19 protein-coding genes and 1 tRNA gene are annotated in these 19533 nt (G+C 69.0%); 9 read left to right on the top strand and 11 right to left on the bottom strand.

Going from position 1 to position 19533, the window contains the following annotated elements:
* The first annotated feature begins 12 nt into the window (after nt 1–12).
* Nucleotides 13–84 (top strand) — tRNA-Ala (locus NAF06_RS01430).
* 233 nt (nt 85–317) lie between these two features.
* On the opposite strand, the gene NAF06_RS01425 is transcribed toward NAF06_RS01430, so the two are convergent.
* The 4 genes from NAF06_RS01425 to NAF06_RS01410 form a co-directional block, all read right to left on the bottom strand.
* Nucleotides 318–722, bottom strand: a complete 405-nt coding sequence (locus tag NAF06_RS01425; protein WP_008581425.1) for a type II toxin-antitoxin system VapC family toxin — start codon at nt 720–722, stop codon at nt 318–320.
* The gene (locus tag NAF06_RS01420) at nt 719–871 is read right to left on the bottom strand and encodes a hypothetical protein (protein WP_008581424.1); all 153 of its coding nucleotides are present in this window, start codon (nt 869–871) and stop codon (nt 719–721) included. The genes NAF06_RS01425 and NAF06_RS01420 overlap by 4 nt, the downstream gene beginning before the upstream one ends.
* Nucleotides 872–1249: 378 nt before the next feature.
* On the bottom strand, nt 1250–1675 hold the full coding sequence (locus NAF06_RS01415) for a hypothetical protein (RefSeq protein ID WP_152418726.1): 426 nt from the start codon (nt 1673–1675) through the stop codon (nt 1250–1252).
* Nucleotides 1676–2588: 913 nt separating this feature from the next.
* The gene (locus NAF06_RS01410; protein ID WP_008581423.1) at nt 2589–4118 is read right to left on the bottom strand and encodes a matrixin family metalloprotease; all 1530 of its coding nucleotides are present in this window, start codon (nt 4116–4118) and stop codon (nt 2589–2591) included.
* A 132-nt stretch (nt 4119–4250) separates the two neighbouring features.
* On the opposite strand from NAF06_RS01410, the gene NAF06_RS01405 reads away from it, so the two are divergent.
* Nucleotides 4251–4805, top strand: coding sequence for a PAS domain-containing protein (locus NAF06_RS01405; protein ID WP_008581422.1), 555 nt, complete (start codon nt 4251–4253; stop codon nt 4803–4805).
* Between the two features lie 69 nt (nt 4806–4874).
* Here NAF06_RS01405 and NAF06_RS01400 read toward each other — a convergent pair whose 3' ends face one another.
* The 6 genes from NAF06_RS01400 to purB all read right to left on the bottom strand — a co-directional run bounded on the left by NAF06_RS01400 (nt 4875) and on the right by purB (nt 11002).
* Nucleotides 4875–6473: a phytoene desaturase family protein gene (locus tag NAF06_RS01400; protein ID WP_008581421.1), complete on the bottom strand. Its 1599-nt coding sequence runs from the start codon at nt 6471–6473 to the stop codon at nt 4875–4877.
* A 142-nt stretch (nt 6474–6615) separates the two neighbouring features.
* Entirely contained in the window at nt 6616–7296 is a 681-nt protein-coding gene (locus NAF06_RS01395) for a metal-dependent hydrolase (RefSeq protein WP_008581420.1), read from the bottom strand.
* Nucleotides 7297–7959, bottom strand: coding sequence for a hypothetical protein (locus NAF06_RS01390; RefSeq protein WP_008581419.1), 663 nt, complete (start codon nt 7957–7959; stop codon nt 7297–7299).
* A gap of 42 nt (nt 7960–8001) precedes the next feature.
* On the bottom strand, nt 8002–8892 hold the full coding sequence (locus NAF06_RS01385) for a sensor domain-containing protein (RefSeq protein WP_008581418.1): 891 nt from the start codon (nt 8890–8892) through the stop codon (nt 8002–8004).
* Nucleotides 8893–8992: 100 nt separating this feature from the next.
* Nucleotides 8993–9346 (bottom strand): zinc ribbon domain-containing protein, encoded by a 354-nt coding sequence (locus NAF06_RS01380; RefSeq protein WP_008581415.1) that lies wholly within the window; start codon nt 9344–9346, stop codon nt 8993–8995.
* 66 nt (nt 9347–9412) lie between these two features.
* On the bottom strand, nt 9413–11002 hold the full coding sequence (purB, locus tag NAF06_RS01375; RefSeq protein WP_008581412.1) for an adenylosuccinate lyase: 1590 nt from the start codon (nt 11000–11002) through the stop codon (nt 9413–9415).
* A 167-nt stretch (nt 11003–11169) separates the two neighbouring features.
* On the opposite strand from purB, the gene purH reads away from it, so the two are divergent.
* Nucleotides 11170–12774, top strand: coding sequence for a bifunctional phosphoribosylaminoimidazolecarboxamide formyltransferase/IMP cyclohydrolase (gene purH / locus NAF06_RS01370; RefSeq protein WP_008581410.1), 1605 nt, complete (start codon nt 11170–11172; stop codon nt 12772–12774).
* 625 nt (nt 12775–13399) lie between these two features.
* Nucleotides 13400–14701: an MFS transporter gene (locus NAF06_RS01365; RefSeq protein ID WP_008581407.1), complete on the top strand. Its 1302-nt coding sequence runs from the start codon at nt 13400–13402 to the stop codon at nt 14699–14701.
* A 36-nt stretch (nt 14702–14737) separates the two neighbouring features.
* Here the strand turns inward: NAF06_RS01365 and NAF06_RS01360 are convergent, their stop codons facing one another.
* Entirely contained in the window at nt 14738–15796 is a 1059-nt protein-coding gene (locus NAF06_RS01360) for a M42 family metallopeptidase (RefSeq protein WP_008581404.1), read from the bottom strand.
* Between the two features lie 136 nt (nt 15797–15932).
* Here NAF06_RS01360 and NAF06_RS01355 point away from each other — a divergent pair, with 136 nt between their 5' ends.
* The 5 genes from NAF06_RS01355 to NAF06_RS01335 all read left to right on the top strand — a co-directional run bounded on the left by NAF06_RS01355 (nt 15933) and on the right by NAF06_RS01335 (nt 19510).
* Nucleotides 15933–16190 (top strand): MTH865 family protein, encoded by a 258-nt coding sequence (locus NAF06_RS01355; RefSeq protein WP_006628798.1) that lies wholly within the window; start codon nt 15933–15935, stop codon nt 16188–16190.
* Between the two features lie 107 nt (nt 16191–16297).
* A complete protein-coding gene (locus NAF06_RS01350; protein ID WP_008581402.1) occupies nt 16298–17062 on the top strand; it encodes a J domain-containing protein in 765 nt (254 codons plus the stop codon).
* Nucleotides 17059–17886: a metallophosphoesterase gene (locus NAF06_RS01345; RefSeq protein WP_008581400.1), complete on the top strand. Its 828-nt coding sequence runs from the start codon at nt 17059–17061 to the stop codon at nt 17884–17886. The genes NAF06_RS01350 and NAF06_RS01345 overlap by 4 nt, the downstream gene beginning before the upstream one ends.
* 45 nt (nt 17887–17931) lie before the next feature.
* Nucleotides 17932–18972, top strand: a complete 1041-nt coding sequence (locus NAF06_RS01340) for an NAD(P)-dependent alcohol dehydrogenase (protein ID WP_008581399.1) — start codon at nt 17932–17934, stop codon at nt 18970–18972.
* Nucleotides 18973–19036: 64 nt separating this feature from the next.
* Nucleotides 19037–19510 (top strand): hypothetical protein, encoded by a 474-nt coding sequence (locus NAF06_RS01335; protein ID WP_008581396.1) that lies wholly within the window; start codon nt 19037–19039, stop codon nt 19508–19510.
* Nucleotides 19511–19533 lie beyond the last annotated feature (23 nt).

Here is a 19533-nt window from a genome sequence, read left to right as displayed (position 1 = left end):
CGAGTGCGTCGAGGGCTCGTAGATCAGTGGTAGATCATCCCCCTGGCACGGGGAAGGCCCGGGGTTCAAATCCCCGCGAGTCCATTCCTTCGCTCACTTCGTTCGCTCAGTCATTTCCTCGCGTGGTCCCACTCGCTCACTGTGTTCGCTCGCGGGACCCCCGCGAGTCAATTTAGCTCATCCTTCAGTCGTACCTACTTGTCATCGAACGCTTCCTCAGCGATCGCGATCTACGTATCGAGTTCGTCTGCGCGCTCCTTCGCCTCGACGTAGCGCCGCCGGTCATCGCAGAGCGGGGACTCTCGATTGATACGGAATCAATCGATATCTACTGCGATCGCTTCGCTCGGACTTATCGCTCCGTGTTCCTGGAGCTCGCTGTCGAACGTGACGAGTTCCGCGTCGACCGCGTCCGCTGCCGATAGCACGATCGCGTCCATCGGATACAACAGCTTCTCCTCTTGTACGCGATTCGCGTCGAGGAAGTCGGAAGCGTCCGGAAACGTGACCGTGACCCGAGACGCAACTCGCTGCTCGATCTGTCGGACCCGATCGCGCTCGATTTGCTTTTTCTTCGCGAGGACGGTCCGAAGCTCCATGAGGTTGAGCAGTGAGGCGTAGCCCTCCTCGCATTCGTTGAGTACGGTCACGGCCGCCTCCGATCGGTCCGTGTCTCGGGTGACTGCCGCAACGATGACGTTCGTGTCGAAAAACAGCCTCATATCCGTTCGCGGACGTCGCGAACCGCCTCGACCGAGTCGACGTCAACGTCGACGGCGAGTTCCCTGAGCGCGTCACCGAGGGGGACCTCCTCGTCGTCCTCGGGATCGTCGCCGGTGAACGCCGTGAAGTCGTCGGTGGTGAGACTCATACTCTCCTCTACCGGTGCCGGTCGCAAAAGCCTGCTGGTGGTCGGGTCAAAACGCGTTCACGACACGTTTCCAGATCGCTTCCCGTCTTACTCGTCGTTGACCGCGTCCTCAACGATCGCGTCCTCCTCGTCCGTCAAGTCGTTCATGTAGCGGTTTCGACCGACGATCGTTGCGGGGAGGTGGTTGTCTTCGAAGACAGGGCCGTCATGCCACCGACGTTCTCGGAAGGGGAAACAAAGTGAACCGTGGGTGTTCCAGATGGTTCCGGATGATGGCCACCGGGTTAGAGAATGCTTCTTGCTATGGTCTGGCAACTCTGAATGTGAGTGCCATGAGCTACCGTCTGTGCTAATCTAGCGGAACTGGCTGTTATTTTCTCAGTTACCGCTATCAATGTTCACAGCACCTACTAGGTTCACAAGAACAACGATACCGATACCACACCAAATTACCCCTAATCCAACAAGTACGAGATCTTGGTGTGTGAAATATCGGTACAGTTTCCATATAGCATATCCCGCGATGCCAGCGTAAATAACAGAGAGGACGGACAGTATTGACATTTCCCCAAATGAATAATTTTTGTTGAGCCAACCCACGGCTGACGGTAAACTTCCTCTAGAAGTAAACTCAGGATTAATCAAGATTCTGAACCACTGGGCACCACCGGTGGCAATGACGGCAGCCACAAATTGAAATTTATCCCCAGAGAGTGTAAAAAGGTATGCGAGTGTAATTGAAGGTAGCCACAGGATGCGTTTGTTTTCACCTTCGAATGTCCTGACTACAGTGTCAATCGCCATACAGTCAGATGAATATTTGATGGTAAATACATTAGTGTGGACTTACAGTATCAACCAAATCATGAAGAGAATCACCTGTGTTTGGCTGGATTAGTGAATTGGCATACTTGTCTGGCAAACTGGGACTTTCCGACAACTGGAGGAAAACCGGACATAGACACTAGCATATCGGCTATAATGTTATCCAGATCTGGACCAGAGCAAAGAATATTAGTGCCGCAGAGGTTACGACGCTGGCCCATTGGAGTCGCTTAGGCGTACGTACAGTGGCATCATAATGACTCTCGTCCCAGACGCTAAATGCGTAACAAGGAGAAATTGTTTGAGACGCACTCCCTGGATTCATCCCTGCTCGGCGGTCATCTGAATTAGGATTCGACACGCCACCGCTGATTACACCGACAACCGCATGTCCCTCAAAGGTTAATGGCGCACCTTCTATCCGAATGGTCTTTGATTTACCGTGATCGAGTGGTCCGAACCCTACGATATCTGTCCAGACTTGATCACCGTCTACCTCAATTGCCACTCTAATTGAGTTGTCCTCAGACCACTCTGTAGTGGACTCTTGAGTGTTCTCAAACGTGATCTTCAGAGTAGGTGTTTGATGCGTCCAAAGAACTGGAGAAGGCTCTGGCTCTGTTTCAATTGAGATCTCAAATCCGTGGTACGAATATCCGTACTGGGCCGTCATATCGGCAAAATGAGTCGATCTGGTGTTAGTGTTTGGCTAGACATCTTTAGACTGGACGGTGGGCGAGATACAGGCCCTTCTCGCCCGACTGGTGACCCGACTTGACGCACAATTTCGAATCGATCGTCGACTGTAACCCAAATTACTTCAGACCCATTAGCAGCCTGAGCGATACGTGTATTCCGGGAATACACGCGCATCAAGAGAGACGAACCGACCCTACCCCTCCGGCCACTCCTCCCGCTCCCGCCGGTCCGCCTCGCCCGTCAGCTCCGGCGGGACCTCTTCTAACAGCACCGGCGCGAACGACGCGCCGACGTGCCACGCGACGACCTCGTCGTCTATCTCCTCCAACCGCACGTCCTGCTGCCCGTAGTACTCGCCGTCGACCGTACACGACCCGCCGCCGTCGTCGAAGCAGACGCCCCCCTGGTCGTCGTAGGTGATCTGGACGTGCGCCTCGCGCGCGCTGTCGACGAACTCCCACCTGAAGTCGTCGTCGCCGACGATGTCGCGCGACGCGAAGTAGTCGAGCGCTTCCGCCACCTCGTCTTCGACGCGTCGCGGGACGTCGCCGCTCTCGGCGCGGAGGTGGACCGTCACCGGCCGGTGGGTCGTGAGGTTGCTGGTCGGGGCCATCAGGGCGGTCGGCTCCTCGCCGTGTTCGAGCCCCTGAACGTGGCCGAGTTCGTGGATGATCGTCGCGTTCATCTCCGCGTCCGAGATGTTCGGCTCGACGGTTGCGGTCATCGGCGTCCGCGGCTCGTCTTCGAGGAGGTCCGCGCAGCCGAAGTACCGCGCGTCGCCGTCCTCCACGCCACACCGGTCCACGCGGTCGAACCGCAGGACGATATCCGCCCGGTCCTCGTCGCTCACGCGCTCGTACTCGACCGGGTAGCCGAGGTAGCGCTCGTCGGTGCGCTCCCAGTAGCCCGTCGCGGCCGCGACGACCCCGGAGACGTCCCGGTCGACCGCGTCGTCGTCGACGTGGAGCCGGAGGGTCGTCTTGCCGTACGGACTCGGGTGCGTCAGCGTCAAGCTCCGCTCCCGCGTCCGGTTCGCGGTCGCGACGACCACCGGGTGCGACCCCCCGTCCAGCCGCACGTCCGCGAACGTGACCGACAGCCGCGTCTCCGTGCCGCCGTCGAGCGCGACCGTCCGGTTCGCGCTCGCCCCGCTCCCGTACCGGACGCTGACGGTCTGGTTGCCCGCGATGTCGCCGACATTGGTCACGGTCGCGGCGACCGTCAGGTCCTCGCCGTACGCCACCTCCTCCGGAGCCTCGATCTCGGAGACGGTGAACGTCGCCGCCCGGGCCTCCTCGACGGTGACCGTCCGCGTCGCGCTCGCCTCGCCGACCGTCACCGCGATCTCGTGGTCGCCCGGGTCGAGCGTCGCGGCGTCGATCCCGGCCGTCACCGTCATCGACCCGTTCGCCGGAACGGATCGGTTCTCGTCGCGCAGCGTCCGGTCGCCCACCCGGACCGTGACCCGGACCGGGTCGAGCGTCGCGTTCGAACTCTCCTCACCCGCAGACTCGCCGCCGTCGGCCGCGAGTCCCTCCCACCGCACCGTGGCCTCCACGACTCCCCGCCCGTCGTGGCCGAGCGACTCCGGCGCGGAGACGGACTCGATCGACGGCGACGGCGCTCCGGTCGGTCCCTCTCCGACGGCGTCGCTTCCCAACCCGCCGCAGCCGGCGAGTGCGACGAGCACGACGAGCGCGAGGACGGCGGTGGTGCGGCGCATCTGTCGTCCGCCTCTCGGTGACGGACACGGATAACATTCGTTTCAGCCGTCGGTCACGTCGTCGACCGAACGCGGACGCCCGACGCGGTTCGGGAGCGACACCGGTTTGCCGCTCCGTTCCCGAGTCCGCACGTGACGCTTCGACGCGACGTCCTCGCGGCGATCGACGCCGACCGCGGGGCCTTTCGGTCCCGGTTCTCGACGCTGGTCGACGACCACGGACTCGACCTCGCGTCGCCCGCGCCGCGCTCCGACTCCCCCGACGACCGGGACCACCCCGACGACCGGTCGGAGCGCGAGGCGCTCCTCGTCGACCGCGTCCGGGCGTTCGACGACCTCCCGCTCGGGCTCACGCTCACCGGGCCGGCGTACCGCGACACCCCCATCGTCTACGTCAACCGCTGGTTCCGCGAGCGGACCGGCTACCCCCTCGACGAACTCCGGGGGCGGAACCCGCGGCTGTTTCAGGGGCCGGACCCCGACCCCGACGCCCGCTCGGACTTCCGCGAGGCGCTGTCGACGTGGTCGACGGTCACCGTCGAACTCGAGAATCGACGCCGGGACGGCACCCCGTTCGTGAACCGCGTCTCGTTGCGGCCGCTGTCCGGCGACGCGGGCACGGTCACGCACTGGGTCGCCGCGCAGGAACCGGAGCCGATCGACGAGTCGGGAGAAGACTCCGGGTGACGCGGCGGGCGGTCCGGGACCCGATCGCTTCGAGACCGGTCTCCCCGGGACGGGTCTCCCCGAGACCGGTCACCGCAGCGTCGACGTGGGCACGACCGACGGCAGCACGCCACTCCCGGTCGCGTCCTCGACGACCGCCTCGGCGACGTGCTCGCCGCTGAGCAGGCACATCGGCATCCCGATGCCGGGGTTGGTGTACGCCCCGACGTAGTAGAGCCCGTCCACGCCGGGCGCGCGGTGCGCGGGGCGGAGCGGTCCGGTCTGTTCGAGCGTGTGCGACAGCGCCAGCGCGGTGCCGCGCGGGGCGTTGAACCGCTGCCGGAAGTCGGAGACGCACGCGGTCTCCTCGAAGACGATCCGGTCGCGGAAGTCGACGCCAGCGTGCTCGGCGAGGTCGTCGAACACGAGTTCCCGGAACCGCTCGCGGGTCTCCGGGTCGTCCTCCAGTCCGGCCGCGAGCGGGACGAGCAGGAAGACGGCCTCGTGGCCCTCCGGGGCCGCCTCCGAGTCCGTCTTCGACGGGACGTGGACGTAGTACGCGGGGTCGTCGGGCCACCCCGGCTCGTCGAAGATGTCGTCGAAGTGGGGCCGCCAGTCGGTCGGGAACACCAGCGTGTGGTGTTCCAGATCCACGTCGCCCTCGACCCCGATGTACGAGAGGTACGCCGAGGGCGCGTACGTCCGCGACTCCCAGTACGACTCGCGGTCGACGGTCCCGGCCGGGAGGAGGTCGCGCTCGACGTGCGGCGGCGGCGCGTTCGCCACGACGCGGTCGAACCGGCCGCCGCCCGACCCCCCGGAGCCGTTCCCGTCGCCGGTGCGCTCCGTCTCTACGGCGAACTTCGGGACCGACGCCGGGACCGACGGCTCGATCGCGGTCACCGGCTCGCTCGTCCGGATCTCGACGCCGAGTTCGCGCGCGAGGTCCGCCATCGCGTCGACGACGCTCGCGATCCCGCCGGTCGGGTGGTAGACGCCGAGGTTCATGTCGACGTGGCTCATCAGCGTGTAGATCGCGGGCGTGTTGTACGGCGAGCCGCCGAGGAACACCAGCTTGTACTCCGCGATCTGGCGGAGCTTCTCGCTGTCGAAGTAGCCGCCGACGTACTCGTCCATCTCGCGGAGCTTCGGGAGCGCGCGCCCGGACCGGAACACGTCGGCGTCGACCATGTCCCGCAGCCGCGACCGGCTCGGGTAGACGAACCGGTCCATGCCCAGCTCGTACGCCTCCGCCGCGTCCGCGAGGTAGTCGTCCAACACCTCCCCCGCGCCCGGCTCGTACGACTCGAACAGCGCCTTCTGTCCCGCGCGGTCGGCGGGCATCGACGCGCGGTCGCCGTCCTTCCAGACCACGTCGTAGAGGGGATCGAGCTCGATCAGGTCGTAGTACTCGTCGGTCGACCGTCCGAACGACTCGAAGAACCGGTCGAACACCTCCGGCATGAGGTACCACGACGGCCCGGTGTCGATCCGAAACCCGTCGCGCTCGATCCGCCCGGCGTACCCGCCGGGGTGTTCGTTCCGCTCGAAGATCGTCACGTCCGCCCCCGCGTCGGCGAGGTAGGCGGCCGCCGAGAGCCCGCCGAAGCCGGCACCGACGACCGCGATCGACTCCCCGGCGAGCGGCTCGTCCGCGTCCGACAGGTCCGGGTCCGGTTGGGTGGACATCACCCGATCCTACGCCCTCGGGGGGGTTTACCCTGCGGTCATACCATGTTGGGCCCGCACCGCCGACGCCTCTCGCGTCCCGTATCCGGCGGTCGCGGCCCCCTCTCGTCCCCCCGCCGTCAGGCACTCGCACTCGGGCCCGTCACTCCTCGGCTGGTGCGCCGTCCCCCTGAAGCCGCCGCGCGCCGAGCGCGAACAGCCCCAGCCCGATCAGGTAGAGCCGCCAGCCCGCGTTCGCGACCGGGAACCGCCGGTCGACCGGCTCCTCAACGTCGAGGTCGGGGTCGCGCGGCTCGACGGGGTTGCTGACGTGGACGGACTCGCTGGTGCCACCGCCGCCCGCGTCGACGGTCCGCGATCCCGTCTCGGGGTCGATCCGGACGTCGACGAACGTCTGGACGAACCCGTCCGCCGTCGAGTAGAGGATCTCCCCGTCGAGGTGGAAGAACCGGTCGCGGAGCGGCCAGAACGCGTTCACGCCGTCGAGGTGCGTCCAGTCGAGCGAGACGTGCGCGAAGACGTGGACGAAGAGCGCGACCCACGCGACCGCGATCCAACGGTCCGAGAGCCGCTCGCGGAGCGCGGACGACTCCCGGACGCGGGTGTCGTAGTACAGCGCCAGCGCGGCGACCGCGGGGATCACGAAGGTGTGCCCGACCGTGCGATGTGCGCCGTCCATGACGAACCCGAGGAAGCTGTCCGCCTCGGGGAGCACGACGACGACGAGCAGGACCGCCAGCGCCCGGCGGTCGAGGAGCCGGTCGTCGAGCAGCGCGGCGGCGAGCAGCAGCGCGAACCCGGCGTGGACGACCGTCGAGGGCATTCAGCGACGCACCCCCGACCGCCCCGCGTAGCCCCGGACCGCGAGCGTCGCGGCCGCTGCGGCGACGACGACCAGCTGCCACCCGCTCTCGACGACCCGGAACTCGCGGTCGGCTCCCGGGTCGAGGCCGGGCCGACCGTCTGGGTTGACCCACGAGCCGACCGGGTCCGCGACCGCCCCGCCGACGCTCTCGATCGGGAGGACCCCCGGTCCCTCCGCGCCGAGCGTCAGGAACGTCTGGACGAGCCCCTCCTGCGTCGAGAACACGAGCCGGCCTCGGAGGGCGTAGCGGGCGTCCTCCAGCGGGTAGAGGAGGGCCGCGCCCTCGCCGGCGAACAGCGCGGAACCGATCCCGGCGACGGCGAACGCGGCGAGCGCGACCCACGCGGTCCGCGCCGCGCGCCACCCGCCGCGCTCGCGGAGCGCGGACGCCCCGCGCAGCGTCGTGTCCCAGTAGAGCAGCGCGGTCGCGAGGGAAAGGAGCCAGACGGCGTGGAGGAGGGCGTTCGTCGCGCCCGGGACGGCGAGGCTCGCGACCGCGTCGAGCGAGGGGACGAGCGCGGCCGCGACGACGACCGCGACCGATCGCCGGTCGAACGCGTCCCCCAGCAGCGCGGCCGCGAGGAGCGCACCCACGGCCGCGGTCACGAGCGTCGGTGCCATGCCGGTCCTGACGCTTGGAGGCGAATAAGCGCTCCGGGCGGATCAGTTCCGATCGGTCGAGTCGTCCGCGTCGTCCGGATCGCGGCGGTCGGCGTCGAACTCGAACGCCCCGGAGTCGGGGCGTTCGGCCCGATCGGCGTCAGTCTCACGGTCGTCGTCGCCGGTCTCGCGGTCGCTTTCGGCGTCGCCGTCCGCGCGGTCGCTCTCGATCGCGCGGTCGCCGTCCTCACCGGAGGCGACGTCACGCTCGCGGTCGACCGTCACGCGCTCGTCCTCGTCGTCGCGGTCGACTTCGACGCCGGTCGAGCCGCCGAGCAGGGCGACCGCCATCCGGCGGGCGGCGTACCCCGCGACGTTGGCGAGGTGGCAGGCCACGAGGACGGCGGCGACGCCCAGCGGGACCGCCGCGAGCGCCTCCGGCAGCGCGTCGATGGCCCACGTCGCCGGCTCGCCGTCGACCTCGCCGAACTGGACGACGAGCGGATACCGGAGCGGCGCGGTGACGAGCGGGATTCCCCGCGAGAGCAGCAGCAGCGGGACGATCCCGAACAGGGAGACCCAAAACTTCGCCATGAGGAACCCGAGTCCGCGCCACGTCGAGGCGGCGTCCACGTACTTCCTCGCGCCGCCGAGCGCGCCGTCGGCGTCGGCGAGGTCGTCCGGCTTCGCGAGGTCGGTCCCGAGCAGCGCGTCGGCGAGCCAGCGCTCGACCCCCGCGAACAGCCGAGCGGCGACGAGCGTCGCGAACAGGGCCGCGAGGCCGACGAGCACCGGGGCGAAGACGAGCCCGAAGACGACGCCGAACGAGAACACGCCCGAGTGGACGAAGGCGATCGGCATCGCGATCAGCAGGTACAGCAGGTGGCGATACGTGCGGCCGTCGGCGAGGACGCCGACGACTGGGAGGGACGCGAGCGGTCGGAGGGAGACCATACCGGTAATGGTTCGTTCTCCGACAAAAACCGATCGCTCCGCGCTGACCCTTTCGGCCGATCACGTCGGCCGGCAGGTCCGGACGACCGATCCTCCCGGATCAGCCGAGGAAGAAGTCGATCGCGTTCCCGGACGACTGTCCCTTGTACAGCTCCGAGTAGCCGCACTCGGCGCAGGAGACCACGAGGAACTTGCGGTTCTGGACGTCGAACATCTTGGTGAGACCCGTCCCGCTGGTGGCGATCTCGTCGGTCTCGGTCGCCGTGCCGCCGCACTTCGGACAGCCGGTCCCGTCGCCGCCGAGCGAGGCGGGGCGGTCGTCGGTCCGGGCACCGCGGCCGGCGGCGGAGCCCGCGGCGTCGCCGTCGGGGGCGGCGTCGCGGCCGCTGTCGTTCTCGCTCAGTTCGTCGTCGTCGAAGACGGAGTACTCCGTCTCGTCGTTCTCGGAGGGCATCGATCGCGTCTCTCGCGCCGAGCGGCAAACCTCTTGTGGCGCTCCGCTTGCCTCCCCGGGTTCGCGCTACTCGTCGAGCTCGTCGACGAGGTCGTCGGCAACCCCGGTGTAGCCGGCGGGCGTGAGCGCCTTCAGCTCCGCGCGGACCTCGTCGTCGATGTCGAGGTCGTCGAACAGCTCGCGGAAGTCGTCGAGCGTCACCGACCGGCCGCGGGAGAGCGCCTTCACGCGCTCGTACGCCTCGGTGTCGCCCTCGCGGCGGAGGATCGTCTGGACCGCCTCGCCGATCACCTCGGGCGTCGCCTCAAGCTCCTCGCGCATGACGGCCTCGTTCGGGACGACCTTCCCCAGCCCGTCGGCGGCCTTCGAGTAGCCGATCAGGCAGTGCGCGAGCGCCGCGCCGACGTTGCGCTTGACGGTGGAGTCCGAGAGGTCGCGCTGGAGCCGCGAGTTCGTCACGTAGTCGGCGAGGAACGTGAGGTCGCTGTTCGCCACCGAGAGGTTCCCCTCGCTGTTCTCGAAGTCGATCGGGTTCACCTTGTGGGGCATCGTCGACGACCCCGTCTCGCCCTCGACGGCCTCCTGGCCGAGGTAGCGGTCGGAGACGTACAGCCACGCGTCCAGGTCCAGATCGAGGAGGACGTTGTTGACGCCGCGCAGCGCGTCGAACAGCGCCGCGAGGTCGTCGCAGGGGTTCACCTGCGTCGCGAGCGCGGTGTGTTCCAGATCGAGCCCGCGCACGAACGACTCCGAGAACCCCCGCCAGTCGACGTCGGGGTAGGCGGCGCGGTGCGCCGCGTAGGTGCCGGACGCGCCCGCGAGCTTCCCGGAGAGGTCCTCGTTCGCGACGACGACCCGGCCCAGCGCGCGGCCGAGCCGCGCGGCGTACACCGCCATCTCCTTGCCGAAGGTGGTCGGCGTCGCGGGCTGGCCGTGGGTGCGCGCCAGCATCGGCGCGTCGCGATGCTCTTGTGCCAACTCGACCAGCGCGTCGCGCACCTCGCGGACCGCGGGAACGATCACGTCGCTTACCGCGGGCTTGAGGAGGAGCCGCTGCGCGAGGTTGTTCACGTCCTCGCTCGTCAGCCCGAAGTGGATCCACGGGTACAGCGACTCCGCGTCGTTGAGCGGGGACTCCTCGTCGTCGAGCGGGGAGCCGTCGGCGTCGAGCGGGGACTCCTCGTCGTCGAGCGGGGAGCCGTCGGCGTCGAGCGGGGAGCCGTCGGCGTCGGGGTCCCCGTCGGCCTCGCCCTCGGCGAGTTCCGCGAGCCGGACGCGGAGAAAGTACTCGACCGCCTTCACATCGTGGTTGGTCGCGTCGTACCCCGCGGCCCCCTCGGTCTCCAGCCGCTTTATCAGGCGCGCGTCCTCGGCCGAGAACCCCTCGTAGACCGCGCGCAGCACCGTCTCGCTCGCCTCGTCGAGACCGATCGGCGTCGCGTCCAGGTCCGCGAGCGCGATCAGGTACTCGACCTCGACGCGGGTCCGGGCGCGCATCAGCCCCGCCTCGCTCGCGTACGGCGACAGCGGCGCTGTCCGGCCGGCGTATCGTCCGTCGAGCGGCGAGACGGCCGCGAGCGGGTCCGACCGGGACAGCCCGGGGATCGAGTCGGCCCCGTCGGCCGCGCCGCCGTCCGTCCGTCCGTCGTCTCTCATGTCCGCGACTGCCCGCGGAGCCAGCAAAAGCGTGTCGATGGGGCGACGCACGGACGTGGATCCGTCTCGCGCTCTCGTCCCGTCGAACCCCCGTCTCGATCCGCAAACGTGCGTATTACACCGGCGCGGACCGCAATCGATATACCCGATCGGTCGGACCCACAGGTATGAAGATCGCCGGACTCGCGAGCAACCGGGGACGGAACCTCAGACACATCGCCGACGCCGCGCCGGGCGGCGCTGAGCTGTCGGTCGTCCTGACGAACCGCGAGCAGGCACCCGTCCTGGAGGCCGCCACGGAGCGCCGCGTCCCGACCGAGGTCGTCGAGCGCGAGGAGGGCGAGTCGCGGGAGGCGCACGAGCGCCGGGTCGTCGAGCGGCTCTCCGACTACGACGTCGACCTGGTCTGTCTGGACGGCTACATGCGCGTGCTGACGGACGAGTTCCTCGACGCCGTCCCGACGACGCTGAACGTCCACCCCTCGCTGCTCCCGTCGTTCCCCGGCACGGACGCCCACGAACAGGTCTTGGAGGCCGGCGTCCGGACGACCGGCTGTACGGTCCACGTCGTCACCGAGGCGGTCGACGCCGGCCCGGTCGTCACGCAGGAGCCGATCCCGGTGTACGAGGACGACGACGCCGACTCGCTGAAGGCGCGCGTCCTCCGCGAGGCCGAGTTCACCGCCTACCCGCGGGCGGTCCGCTGGTTCGCCGAGGACCGGGTGACCGTCGAGCGGGACGCCGACGGGAACCCCGTCGACGTCGCGGTCGAGGGCGACGTGGGCGGCGACTTCCCGGAGCGGCGGTTCGTCTCCGAGGAGCGGACCGCCACGCTCCGGTACGGCGAGAACCCGCATCAGGACGCCGCCCTGTACGTCGACGACGGCTGCGAGGAGGCGAGCGTCGTCGACGCCGACCAGCTGAACCCCGGCGCGAAGGGCATGGGCTACAACAACTACAACGACGCGGACGCCGCGCTGAACCTCGTGAAGGAGTTCGACGACCCCGCGGCCGCGGTGATCAAACACACCAACCCCGCGGGCTGCGCGGTCGGGTCCGACCTCGCGGACGCGTACGACCGCGCGCTGCGCACCGACGCGAAGTCGGCGTTCGGCGGCATCGTCGCCCTCAACCGCGAGTGCGACGCCGACACCGCCACCGCGGTCGCCGACTCGTTCAAGGAGGTCGTCGTCGCGCCGGGCTACACCGACAGCGCGCTCGACGTGCTCCGCGAGAAGAAGAACCTCCGCGTGCTCGACGTGGGGCCGCTCGGCGAGGGCGACGACCGCTTCTCGGAGCGGTTCACGGAGAAGCCGGTCGTCGGCGGCCGCCTCGTTCAGGAGCGCGACCGGCAGTCGCCGACCGCGGAGGACCTGGAGTTCGTCACCGAGCGCGAACCGACCGACGAGCAGGTCGAGACGATGCTGTTCGCGTGGCGGACGCTGAAACACGTCAAGTCGAACGGCATCCTGTTCGCGACCGGCACGGAGACGGTCGGCGTCGGCATGGGACAGGTCTCGCGGGTCGACGCGGTCACGCTCGCGGCGATGAAGGCCGAGAAGGACGCGGAGGGGAAGTCCGCCGAGGGCGCGGTGATGGCTTCGGACGCCTTCTTCCCGTTCCCGGACGCGATCGAGGAGGCGGCCGACGCGGGGATCGAGGCCGTGATCCAGCCCGGCGGCTCGGTCAACGACGAGGACGTGATCGCCGCCGCCGACGAACACGACATGGCGATGGCGTTCACCGGCTCGCGCTGCTTCCGACACGACTAGCTTCGTTCGGCTGCGGAGTCGGGAGTGCGCGTGTCGGTCTGATAAATCGCTAATCGACACGAGCACTACCGAACCCCCAGTCGCTCGATACTACGCTGCTGTTTATACGAAAACGATCGACACGAACACGGCCGAAGCCCCAGCCGCTCGGCTGTACGCCGTTTGTCTTATTTATAACGGCTTAACCGACACGGACACCTCCGAAGCCCCAGCCGTGAGGCGGGCAGACGCTCGTTGCGCTCCTCGCTCAGTCGCTGCCGCTCCCTCGCTGCGGTGCTTACTTCGCCTCTGCCCGCCTCACGGCTGCCGCTTCGATTCCCGCCCCGACCGCACCTCACGCCTCCCCAGCCTCGTCGGGCGCGTCCGTCGGACTCCCTTCGGTCGTCCTCGGCGCGCCCGACTCCCTCGCACGCGCTCCTCGCGGCCGCCGGGGGCGGCCGCTCGGAGGCGCGCGCCACAGCGTCGTTTTATAAATTGTCGTCGTCACTCCCTCCTGCGGTTTTAAATACTATCCACGGTCGGCCTCACCGATCTGCTCGCCGGACTGAAACGATAACCCCACGCGGACCGCCGGATCTACGGGGCTTTTCTCCCGGGACGCTCTTAGCGCCGAGTCGAGAGGACCGTGGCGAAGTTCGGCAACTCGGTACGGCTGCTCGGGGACCGCGAGTTCGCGGCGCTCGCCGGGACCGCGTTCGCGCGCAGTCAGGCGTACTCGACGATCCTCATCGCCCTCGCGCTGTACGCGGACCTGTTCGGCACCACCGGGTTCGTCGAGGGGCTCTTCGGGACCGCCTTCGCCGTCGTCCAGCTCGTCATCGTCCTCCCGCTGGGCCGGTGGGTCGACACCGGGAACGCGAAGCGGTGGCTGCTCGGCGGCTTCCTCGTCAACGTCGCCGTCTTCGCCGGGTTCGCCTTAGTCGACAGCTCGGTCCACATCATCCTCGTGCGGATGGTCCAGGGGCTCGGCGCGAGCGTCCTCTGGATCACGGGCGCGACGGTGATCGGCGAGATCAGCCCGGACGACGAGCGGGGCCGCTGGCTCGGCTCGTACAACCAGTTCGCCTCCTTCTCGTCGCTCGCCGGCGACCTGGTCGGCGGCTACCTACTGTACGCCTACGGCTTCTCGGAGACGTACCTCGTCTTGACGCTCGTCACGCTCGCCGCGTTCGCGCTGGTGTACGCCTTCCTCCGCGACAACCCCGGCGGCCGGAAGGACCCCGAGGACGCCGGCGGGATCGAGACGTTCCGGTCGCTGCTGGGCCTGCCGATGCTGCGCGCGCTTGTCTTCTTCCGGTTCACGTTCAGCGTCGGCAAGATGGCGGTGATCATCTTCCTCCCCATCTACGCGCGGACCTCGTTCGGCATCTCCGCGTTCGCCATCGGCTGGATCATGGCCGGCGGGAAGCTGACGAAGGCGCTCACGCAGGGGTTCGTCGGCGACCTCACCGACCGCTACGAGCGCACCTACCTGTTCGTCGCGGTGGGCGCGCTCCTGTACGGCGTCGGCACGGCGACCATTCCCCTCGCGGCCTACTTCGAGGGGACCGTCTCGCCGGTCACCGTCTCGTACCTCGGCGACTCACAGACGCTCGGCGGGGCCTTCTTCGCGCTGTTCGCCGCCTACTCGCTTCTGGGAATCGCCGACTCGATCCGGCTGCCGGCGAGCATGTCGCTGTTCGTCAGCGAGGGGGAGGCGTACGACTCCGTCGCCAGCGCGATGAGCCTGCGCTCGGTGTCGTGGAAGGTCGGACAGGTGGTCGGTCCGGTGCTGGTCGGCAGCACGATGGACTTCACGACGACCGAGACGGGGTTCCTGCTCGCGGCCGGGTTCATCGCGTTCGCGACGACCGGCTTCGCGTGGCAGGCGCGGGCCGCACACCGCGCCGCCCGCGATCCGGGACCGGTGGCCCCCGGCGACGACTAACCTCGACTGCCGCGGGGCGACGACGCCGGAACCCGATCAGAGCGTGTAGTCGTGCTCGCCCGTCTCGGACTCCAAGAACGCCGTCAGCAGGTCGATCGTCGCCTCCACGTCGCCGCCGTCGGCGGTCTCGGTGACGGTGTGGAGGTACCGCGTCGGGATCGATATCGCGCCGACCGGCTTCGCGCCCGCCGTGTTCTGGAATCCCGCGGTGTCGGTGCCGCCCGCGGGCAGCACCTCGTGCTGGTGGTCGATCCCCTCGGCCTCGGCCACGTCGGTGAGTCGGCGGTGGACCTTCGGGCTGGTGATCACCGAGGAGTCCTTCAGCTTGACGGCCGTCCCCTCGCCGAGTTCGGTGACGGCGTCGGCCGCGTCGCCGACCTGCGGCACGTCGTTGGCGACGGTGACGTCCAGCGCGACCGCGAGGTCGGGGTCGATGTCGACGCCGAGCGCCTTCGCGCCCCGGAGGCCGACCTCCTCCTGGACCGTCGCCGCGAAGTGGATCGTCACGTCGGGCTCGTCGATCCGGCGGGCGGCCTCTAAGATCGCGAACAGGCAGATCCGGTCGTCGAGCGCCTTGCCCGTGACCCGGTCGCCCATCCGGGTCGTGGTCTGGTCGAGGGTGACCAGATCGCCGACGCTCACGAGGTCGTCGACCGCCTCGGCGTCGCGCCCGAGGTCGATGAACACGTCTTTGACCTCGTCGTCCTTCTCCTTCTGTTCGTCCGTGAGCGTGTGCGGCGGGACCGAGCCGATGACGCCCGTCAGGTCCTCGTCGCCGTGGACGGTGACGCGCTGCGCGCGCAGCACCCGGGCGTCGAAGCCGCCGAGGGGGTCCACCTGAACGAACCCGTCGTCGGTGACGTGACGGACCATGAACCCGATTTCGTCCATGTGGGCCGCGACGGCCACCGAGTAGTCCGACTCGCCCTCGATGGTGCCGACGACGTTGCCCATCGCGTCGGTCCGGACGCGGTCGACGCTGTCGGCGAACTCGCGCCGGACGACCTCGCGGACGTCGTCCTCGTAGCCCGGGACGCCGCGGGCCTCGGTCAGCTCTCGGAGCAGGTCGAACTCGAAGTCGAACTCGCGTGCCATGTCCGTTACTGTCCGCGCCAGCGACAAAGGTTCGCAGGATCCGGCACGGCCGTCGGGCTTCGCGCGTGCTGAAACGCTCAATTAGTTTATCGTTGTTCCGCAACCCTTTTGCGGTCGCTCGCGGGAAGTCGTGTGTATGAGCGACGTGAGAGCGGAACTCCGCGAACAGTTCATGGACGCGTTCGGCGGCGCAGACTTCCCCGTCGAGAACCAGATGGACCTCGTCCCGGCGCTGCCGGACGGCCCGGGGACGAAGTTCGAGGCCGGCGACGTGAGCTTCACCGCCATGGAGATGGCGGCGAAGCTCGGCAGCGAACAGGAGTTCCCCTACGACACCGCCGAGGAGCTGGTCGACGACATCCTCGACGGGCTGGAAGCGAAGGGGATGATCTGAGTCGGTCGGTCCGGAGCCACTCTTCTCACCTGTCACACGCAGTACTCGACGCCTCGTAACCGAGAGGCCGTCGGGAGCTTGATTACCGCGGAGCCGCTACGGCGGGTGTGATCGCCGACCTCACCGGACTGCTGCCGCGGTGGGTGCTCTGGGGGATCGGTCTCGGAGTCGTCGCCACCGCGGTCGTCGCGCTCGCGTTCTACCTCGGCGACCGGTTCGCCCCGCCCCGCGCCGCGGCGACCGGCGGCCGCGGTGCCGCCGGCGACGAGCGCCGCCGCCGCGAGATCCGGACGTACCTGAACGCGGCCGGCGAACGGTTCCGCGAGGACCACGCGTTCGACGGCGTCTCCGTCCCCTTCTACCTGCCCGAGCGCGGCGTCGCCATCACCTTCGACGCGCACGACTACTTCCGGCTGGAGGGCGAGGGCGTCTACACGGTCCTCTGCGAACACGAGATGCCGGGCCGCGGGCTCGGCCGCCGGCTCCCGTTCGACGTCGACGAGCCCGACTGGGCGACCGACGAGTCGAGCGACGCGGGCCGCGGTCCGTCCGGGCGCTTCGGCGGCGACCGGTTCGGGGCCGGACGGTCGACCGCCCGCGGTTCCGGCGGGCGGGCCGACTCTGCCGGCCGGGCCGACCCCGTCGGCGACGCCTTCGACGAACTCGGGCTCGACCGCGACGCCGACGTCGACGCGGTGAAGGGTGCCTACCGCGAGCGCGTCAAGGAGACGCACCCGGACCAGGGCGGCGACGAGGAGTCGTTCCGGCGCGTCCGCGAGGCGTACGCGACCGCCCGCAACCACGCCGACGGCGGTCCGGCGGACCGCGAGGCCGACCGCCGCCGCGAGCGGTCGACCGGGTACGGCCGGTGACGGGGTCGGACGCCGACGCCGCGGCCGGAACCGCGTTCCCGGACGTCGCGTTCGCGGAGCGGGGCGTCTACCTCCCCGCGGCCGACGCGCTCGTCGTCGCCGACCTCCACGTCGGCCGCGCCGAGGCGTCCGCCGTCTCGTTCCCGCTCGGCGAGCGCGACGACCTCTGCGACCGGTTCGGTGCGCTCCTGGATCGGTTCGACCCCGCGACCGCGGTCGTCGCCGGCGACGTCGTCCACGCGTTCGACCGGGTCACGGACCGCGCCGTCGAGACCCTGAACGCCCTCCGGGAGGCGTGTTCGGACCGGGGAACGACCCTCGAACTCGTCGGCGGAAACCACGACACCGCGCTCGCGGACGCGTGGCCGGGGACCGTCCGGGAGGCGTACGTCGTTGAGGAGGCGGTCGCGGGAGGATCGGGGACGCGCTCCGACGCGGGCGGTCCGGAAGTGGGCACCGACGCGGACGGCCGAGAGACGCGCACCACCGCGATCTGTCACGGCCACGAACCGCCGTCGGTCGCGGCCGACCGGTACGTGATCGGGCACGTCCACCCGACGATCGAGATCGAGGGCGACCGGCGGCCCTGCTTCCTCCGCGGTGCCGGGACCTACCGCGGGGCCGACGTGCTGCTGTTACCCGCGTTCACCCGTCTCGCCGCCGGCGTCCCGGTCAACGACGCGGGGGCCGCCGGGCTCGACTCCCCGCTGGTCGACGACGCGGCCCCCCTCGCGCCGGTGGTGATCGACCCGGCCCCCGACGACGCCGACGGTGGGGAGCCGCTCCGGTTTCCGCCGCTCGGGGCGTTCGACCGACTGCTGTGAGCCGGCGACGAACGTTTATGTGACTCCCGCGTGAGCCCTGTTCGCATGCAAGCAGCCAGACTCCACGAGTACACGGACGACATGAGCGAGGGGCTAACTATCGACGAGGTCGACCGGCCGGCAGCCACCGGGCCGGACGACGTGATCGTCGAGGTCGAGGGGGCGGGGTGGTGCCAGACGGACAACCACATCATCGAGGGGATGTGGGCGGAGTACGTCCCGCAGGAACTTCCGATGACGCTCGGCCACGAGAACGCCGGCACCGTCGTCGAGGTCGGCGACGACGTCGATCTGGTCGACCCCGGCGATCCGGTGATCTGTCACCCGGTCCAGACCTGCGGCACGTGTCGCCCCTGCCGGCTCGGCGAGACGATGTACTGCGAGAACGACGCGTTCAACGGTCTCACGACGGACGGCGGCTTCGCCGAGTACCTCCACACGAGCGAGCGCTCGGTGATCCCGCTGCCGTCCGGCGTCGATCCGGTCGACATCGCGCCCCACGCCGACGCCGGCATCACCGCGTACCACGCGGTCAAGAAAGCCGCAGCGGAGCTGAACCCCGGAGACCACGCGGTCGTCGTCGGCGTCGGCGGGCTCGGCCACATCGGCCTCCAGTGTCTCGACGCGATGAGCGCGGCGAAGATCACGGCGGTCGACCTGAAGGACTCGGCGCTCGATCTGGCCGAGGGGTACGGCGCGGACCACCTCGTCAACCCGTCCGACGACGACGTGCCCGCCGAGATCGAGGCGATCACGGACGGCACGGGGGCGGCGCAGGTACTCGACTTCGTCGGCGAGGACGTGACGACCGCCTACGCGCCCGATATCACCGCCGCCGGCGGCGACCACCACATCATCGGCTACGGCGGCCACGTCCACGAGCCGGCGCAGGCGCTGGTGAACGGCGAGTTCTCCTTCGTCGGCAACATCGTCGGCCGGTACGCTGAGCTTCAGGAGCTCGTCGCGCTCGTCGAGCAGGGCGACGTCGACCTCCACACGAGCCGGTACGACCTCGGCGAGATCAACGCGGTCGCCGAGAAGCTCGAACACCGGGAGATCGACGGCCGGGCCGTCATCACGCCGTAGGGAAGGCGCAAGTCGGCGCTTCACCCACGCCAACGGCTTTGTCCCGGGGGCGCGACCGTCCGACATGGACGACTCCCACCGGTCCGACTCCGGGTTCCGGTCGCCGCGGGGGTGGGCGCTGCTCGCGGGCGGCTACGCCTTCGCCTGCGGCGCGCTCGTCGCCGTTTTCCTGTCGGACGTGCTCCGCCTCTTCGTCGACGTGGCCGGCCTCCCGTCTGTATTCCCGGTCCCGCTGCTCGCGGCCCCCGCGCTCGTCGTCGGCCCCCCGTGCTGGTGGCGGCTGGTCGAGCGCCGGGAGGCGTTCTCCTACCGGGCCGGCGCGGCCTTCGGCCTGCTCACGGCGCTGGGTACCGGGACGCTCTGGACCGGCTGGTTCGTGGCGGTCTGGGGCGTGGAACTGCTCGCGGCCGGGCCCGTGCTGTCGATCGTGAGCCTGACCCTCGGGTTCGCCGCCGTCGCCGGGCTCCTCGTCGGCGTCCCGCTCGCGTACGTCCGGCGACGGGTCGGCGGCGGGGTCCCCGCCAGCGTTGCGCCGTGAGCGCGGTCGCGACCGCTACCTCC

The sequence above is a fragment of the Halorubrum hochsteinianum genome (assembly GCF_023702125.1).
GTDB classification, from domain to species: domain Archaea; phylum Halobacteriota; class Halobacteria; order Halobacteriales; family Haloferacaceae; genus Halorubrum; species Halorubrum hochsteinianum.
The sequence above is the reverse complement of the archived record's forward strand: the minus strand, read 5'-3'. Positions and strand labels throughout refer to the sequence as shown.

Coding starts and splice junctions, on each gene's coding strand:
- NAF06_RS01355 (WP_006628798.1), top strand. CDS start 15,933: ATGAGCGACGTGAGAGCGGAACTCCGCGAACAGTTCATGGACGCGTTC.
- NAF06_RS01390 (WP_008581419.1), bottom strand. CDS start 7,959: ATGGCACCGACGCTCGTGACCGCGGCCGTGGGTGCGCTCCTCGCGGCC.
- NAF06_RS01400 (WP_008581421.1), bottom strand. CDS start 6,473: ATGTCCACCCAACCGGACCCGGACCTGTCGGACGCGGACGAGCCGCTC.
- NAF06_RS01425 (WP_008581425.1), bottom strand. CDS start 722: ATGAGGCTGTTTTTCGACACGAACGTCATCGTTGCGGCAGTCACCCGA.
- NAF06_RS01335 (WP_008581396.1), top strand. CDS start 19,037: ATGGACGACTCCCACCGGTCCGACTCCGGGTTCCGGTCGCCGCGGGGG.
- NAF06_RS01385 (WP_008581418.1), bottom strand. CDS start 8,892: ATGGTCTCCCTCCGACCGCTCGCGTCCCTCCCAGTCGTCGGCGTCCTC.
- purH (WP_008581410.1), top strand. CDS start 11,170: ATGAAGATCGCCGGACTCGCGAGCAACCGGGGACGGAACCTCAGACAC.
- NAF06_RS01360 (WP_008581404.1), bottom strand. CDS start 15,796: ATGGCACGCGAGTTCGACTTCGAGTTCGACCTGCTCCGAGAGCTGACC.
- NAF06_RS01415 (WP_152418726.1), bottom strand. CDS start 1,675: ATGGCGATTGACACTGTAGTCAGGACATTCGAAGGTGAAAACAAACGC.
- NAF06_RS01380 (WP_008581415.1), bottom strand. CDS start 9,346: ATGCCCTCCGAGAACGACGAGACGGAGTACTCCGTCTTCGACGACGAC.
- NAF06_RS01395 (WP_008581420.1), bottom strand. CDS start 7,296: ATGCCCTCGACGGTCGTCCACGCCGGGTTCGCGCTGCTGCTCGCCGCC.
- purB (WP_008581412.1), bottom strand. CDS start 11,002: ATGAGAGACGACGGACGGACGGACGGCGGCGCGGCCGACGGGGCCGAC.
- NAF06_RS01410 (WP_008581423.1), bottom strand. CDS start 4,118: ATGCGCCGCACCACCGCCGTCCTCGCGCTCGTCGTGCTCGTCGCACTC.
- NAF06_RS01420 (WP_008581424.1), bottom strand. CDS start 871: ATGAGTCTCACCACCGACGACTTCACGGCGTTCACCGGCGACGATCCC.
- NAF06_RS01340 (WP_008581399.1), top strand. CDS start 17,932: ATGCAAGCAGCCAGACTCCACGAGTACACGGACGACATGAGCGAGGGG.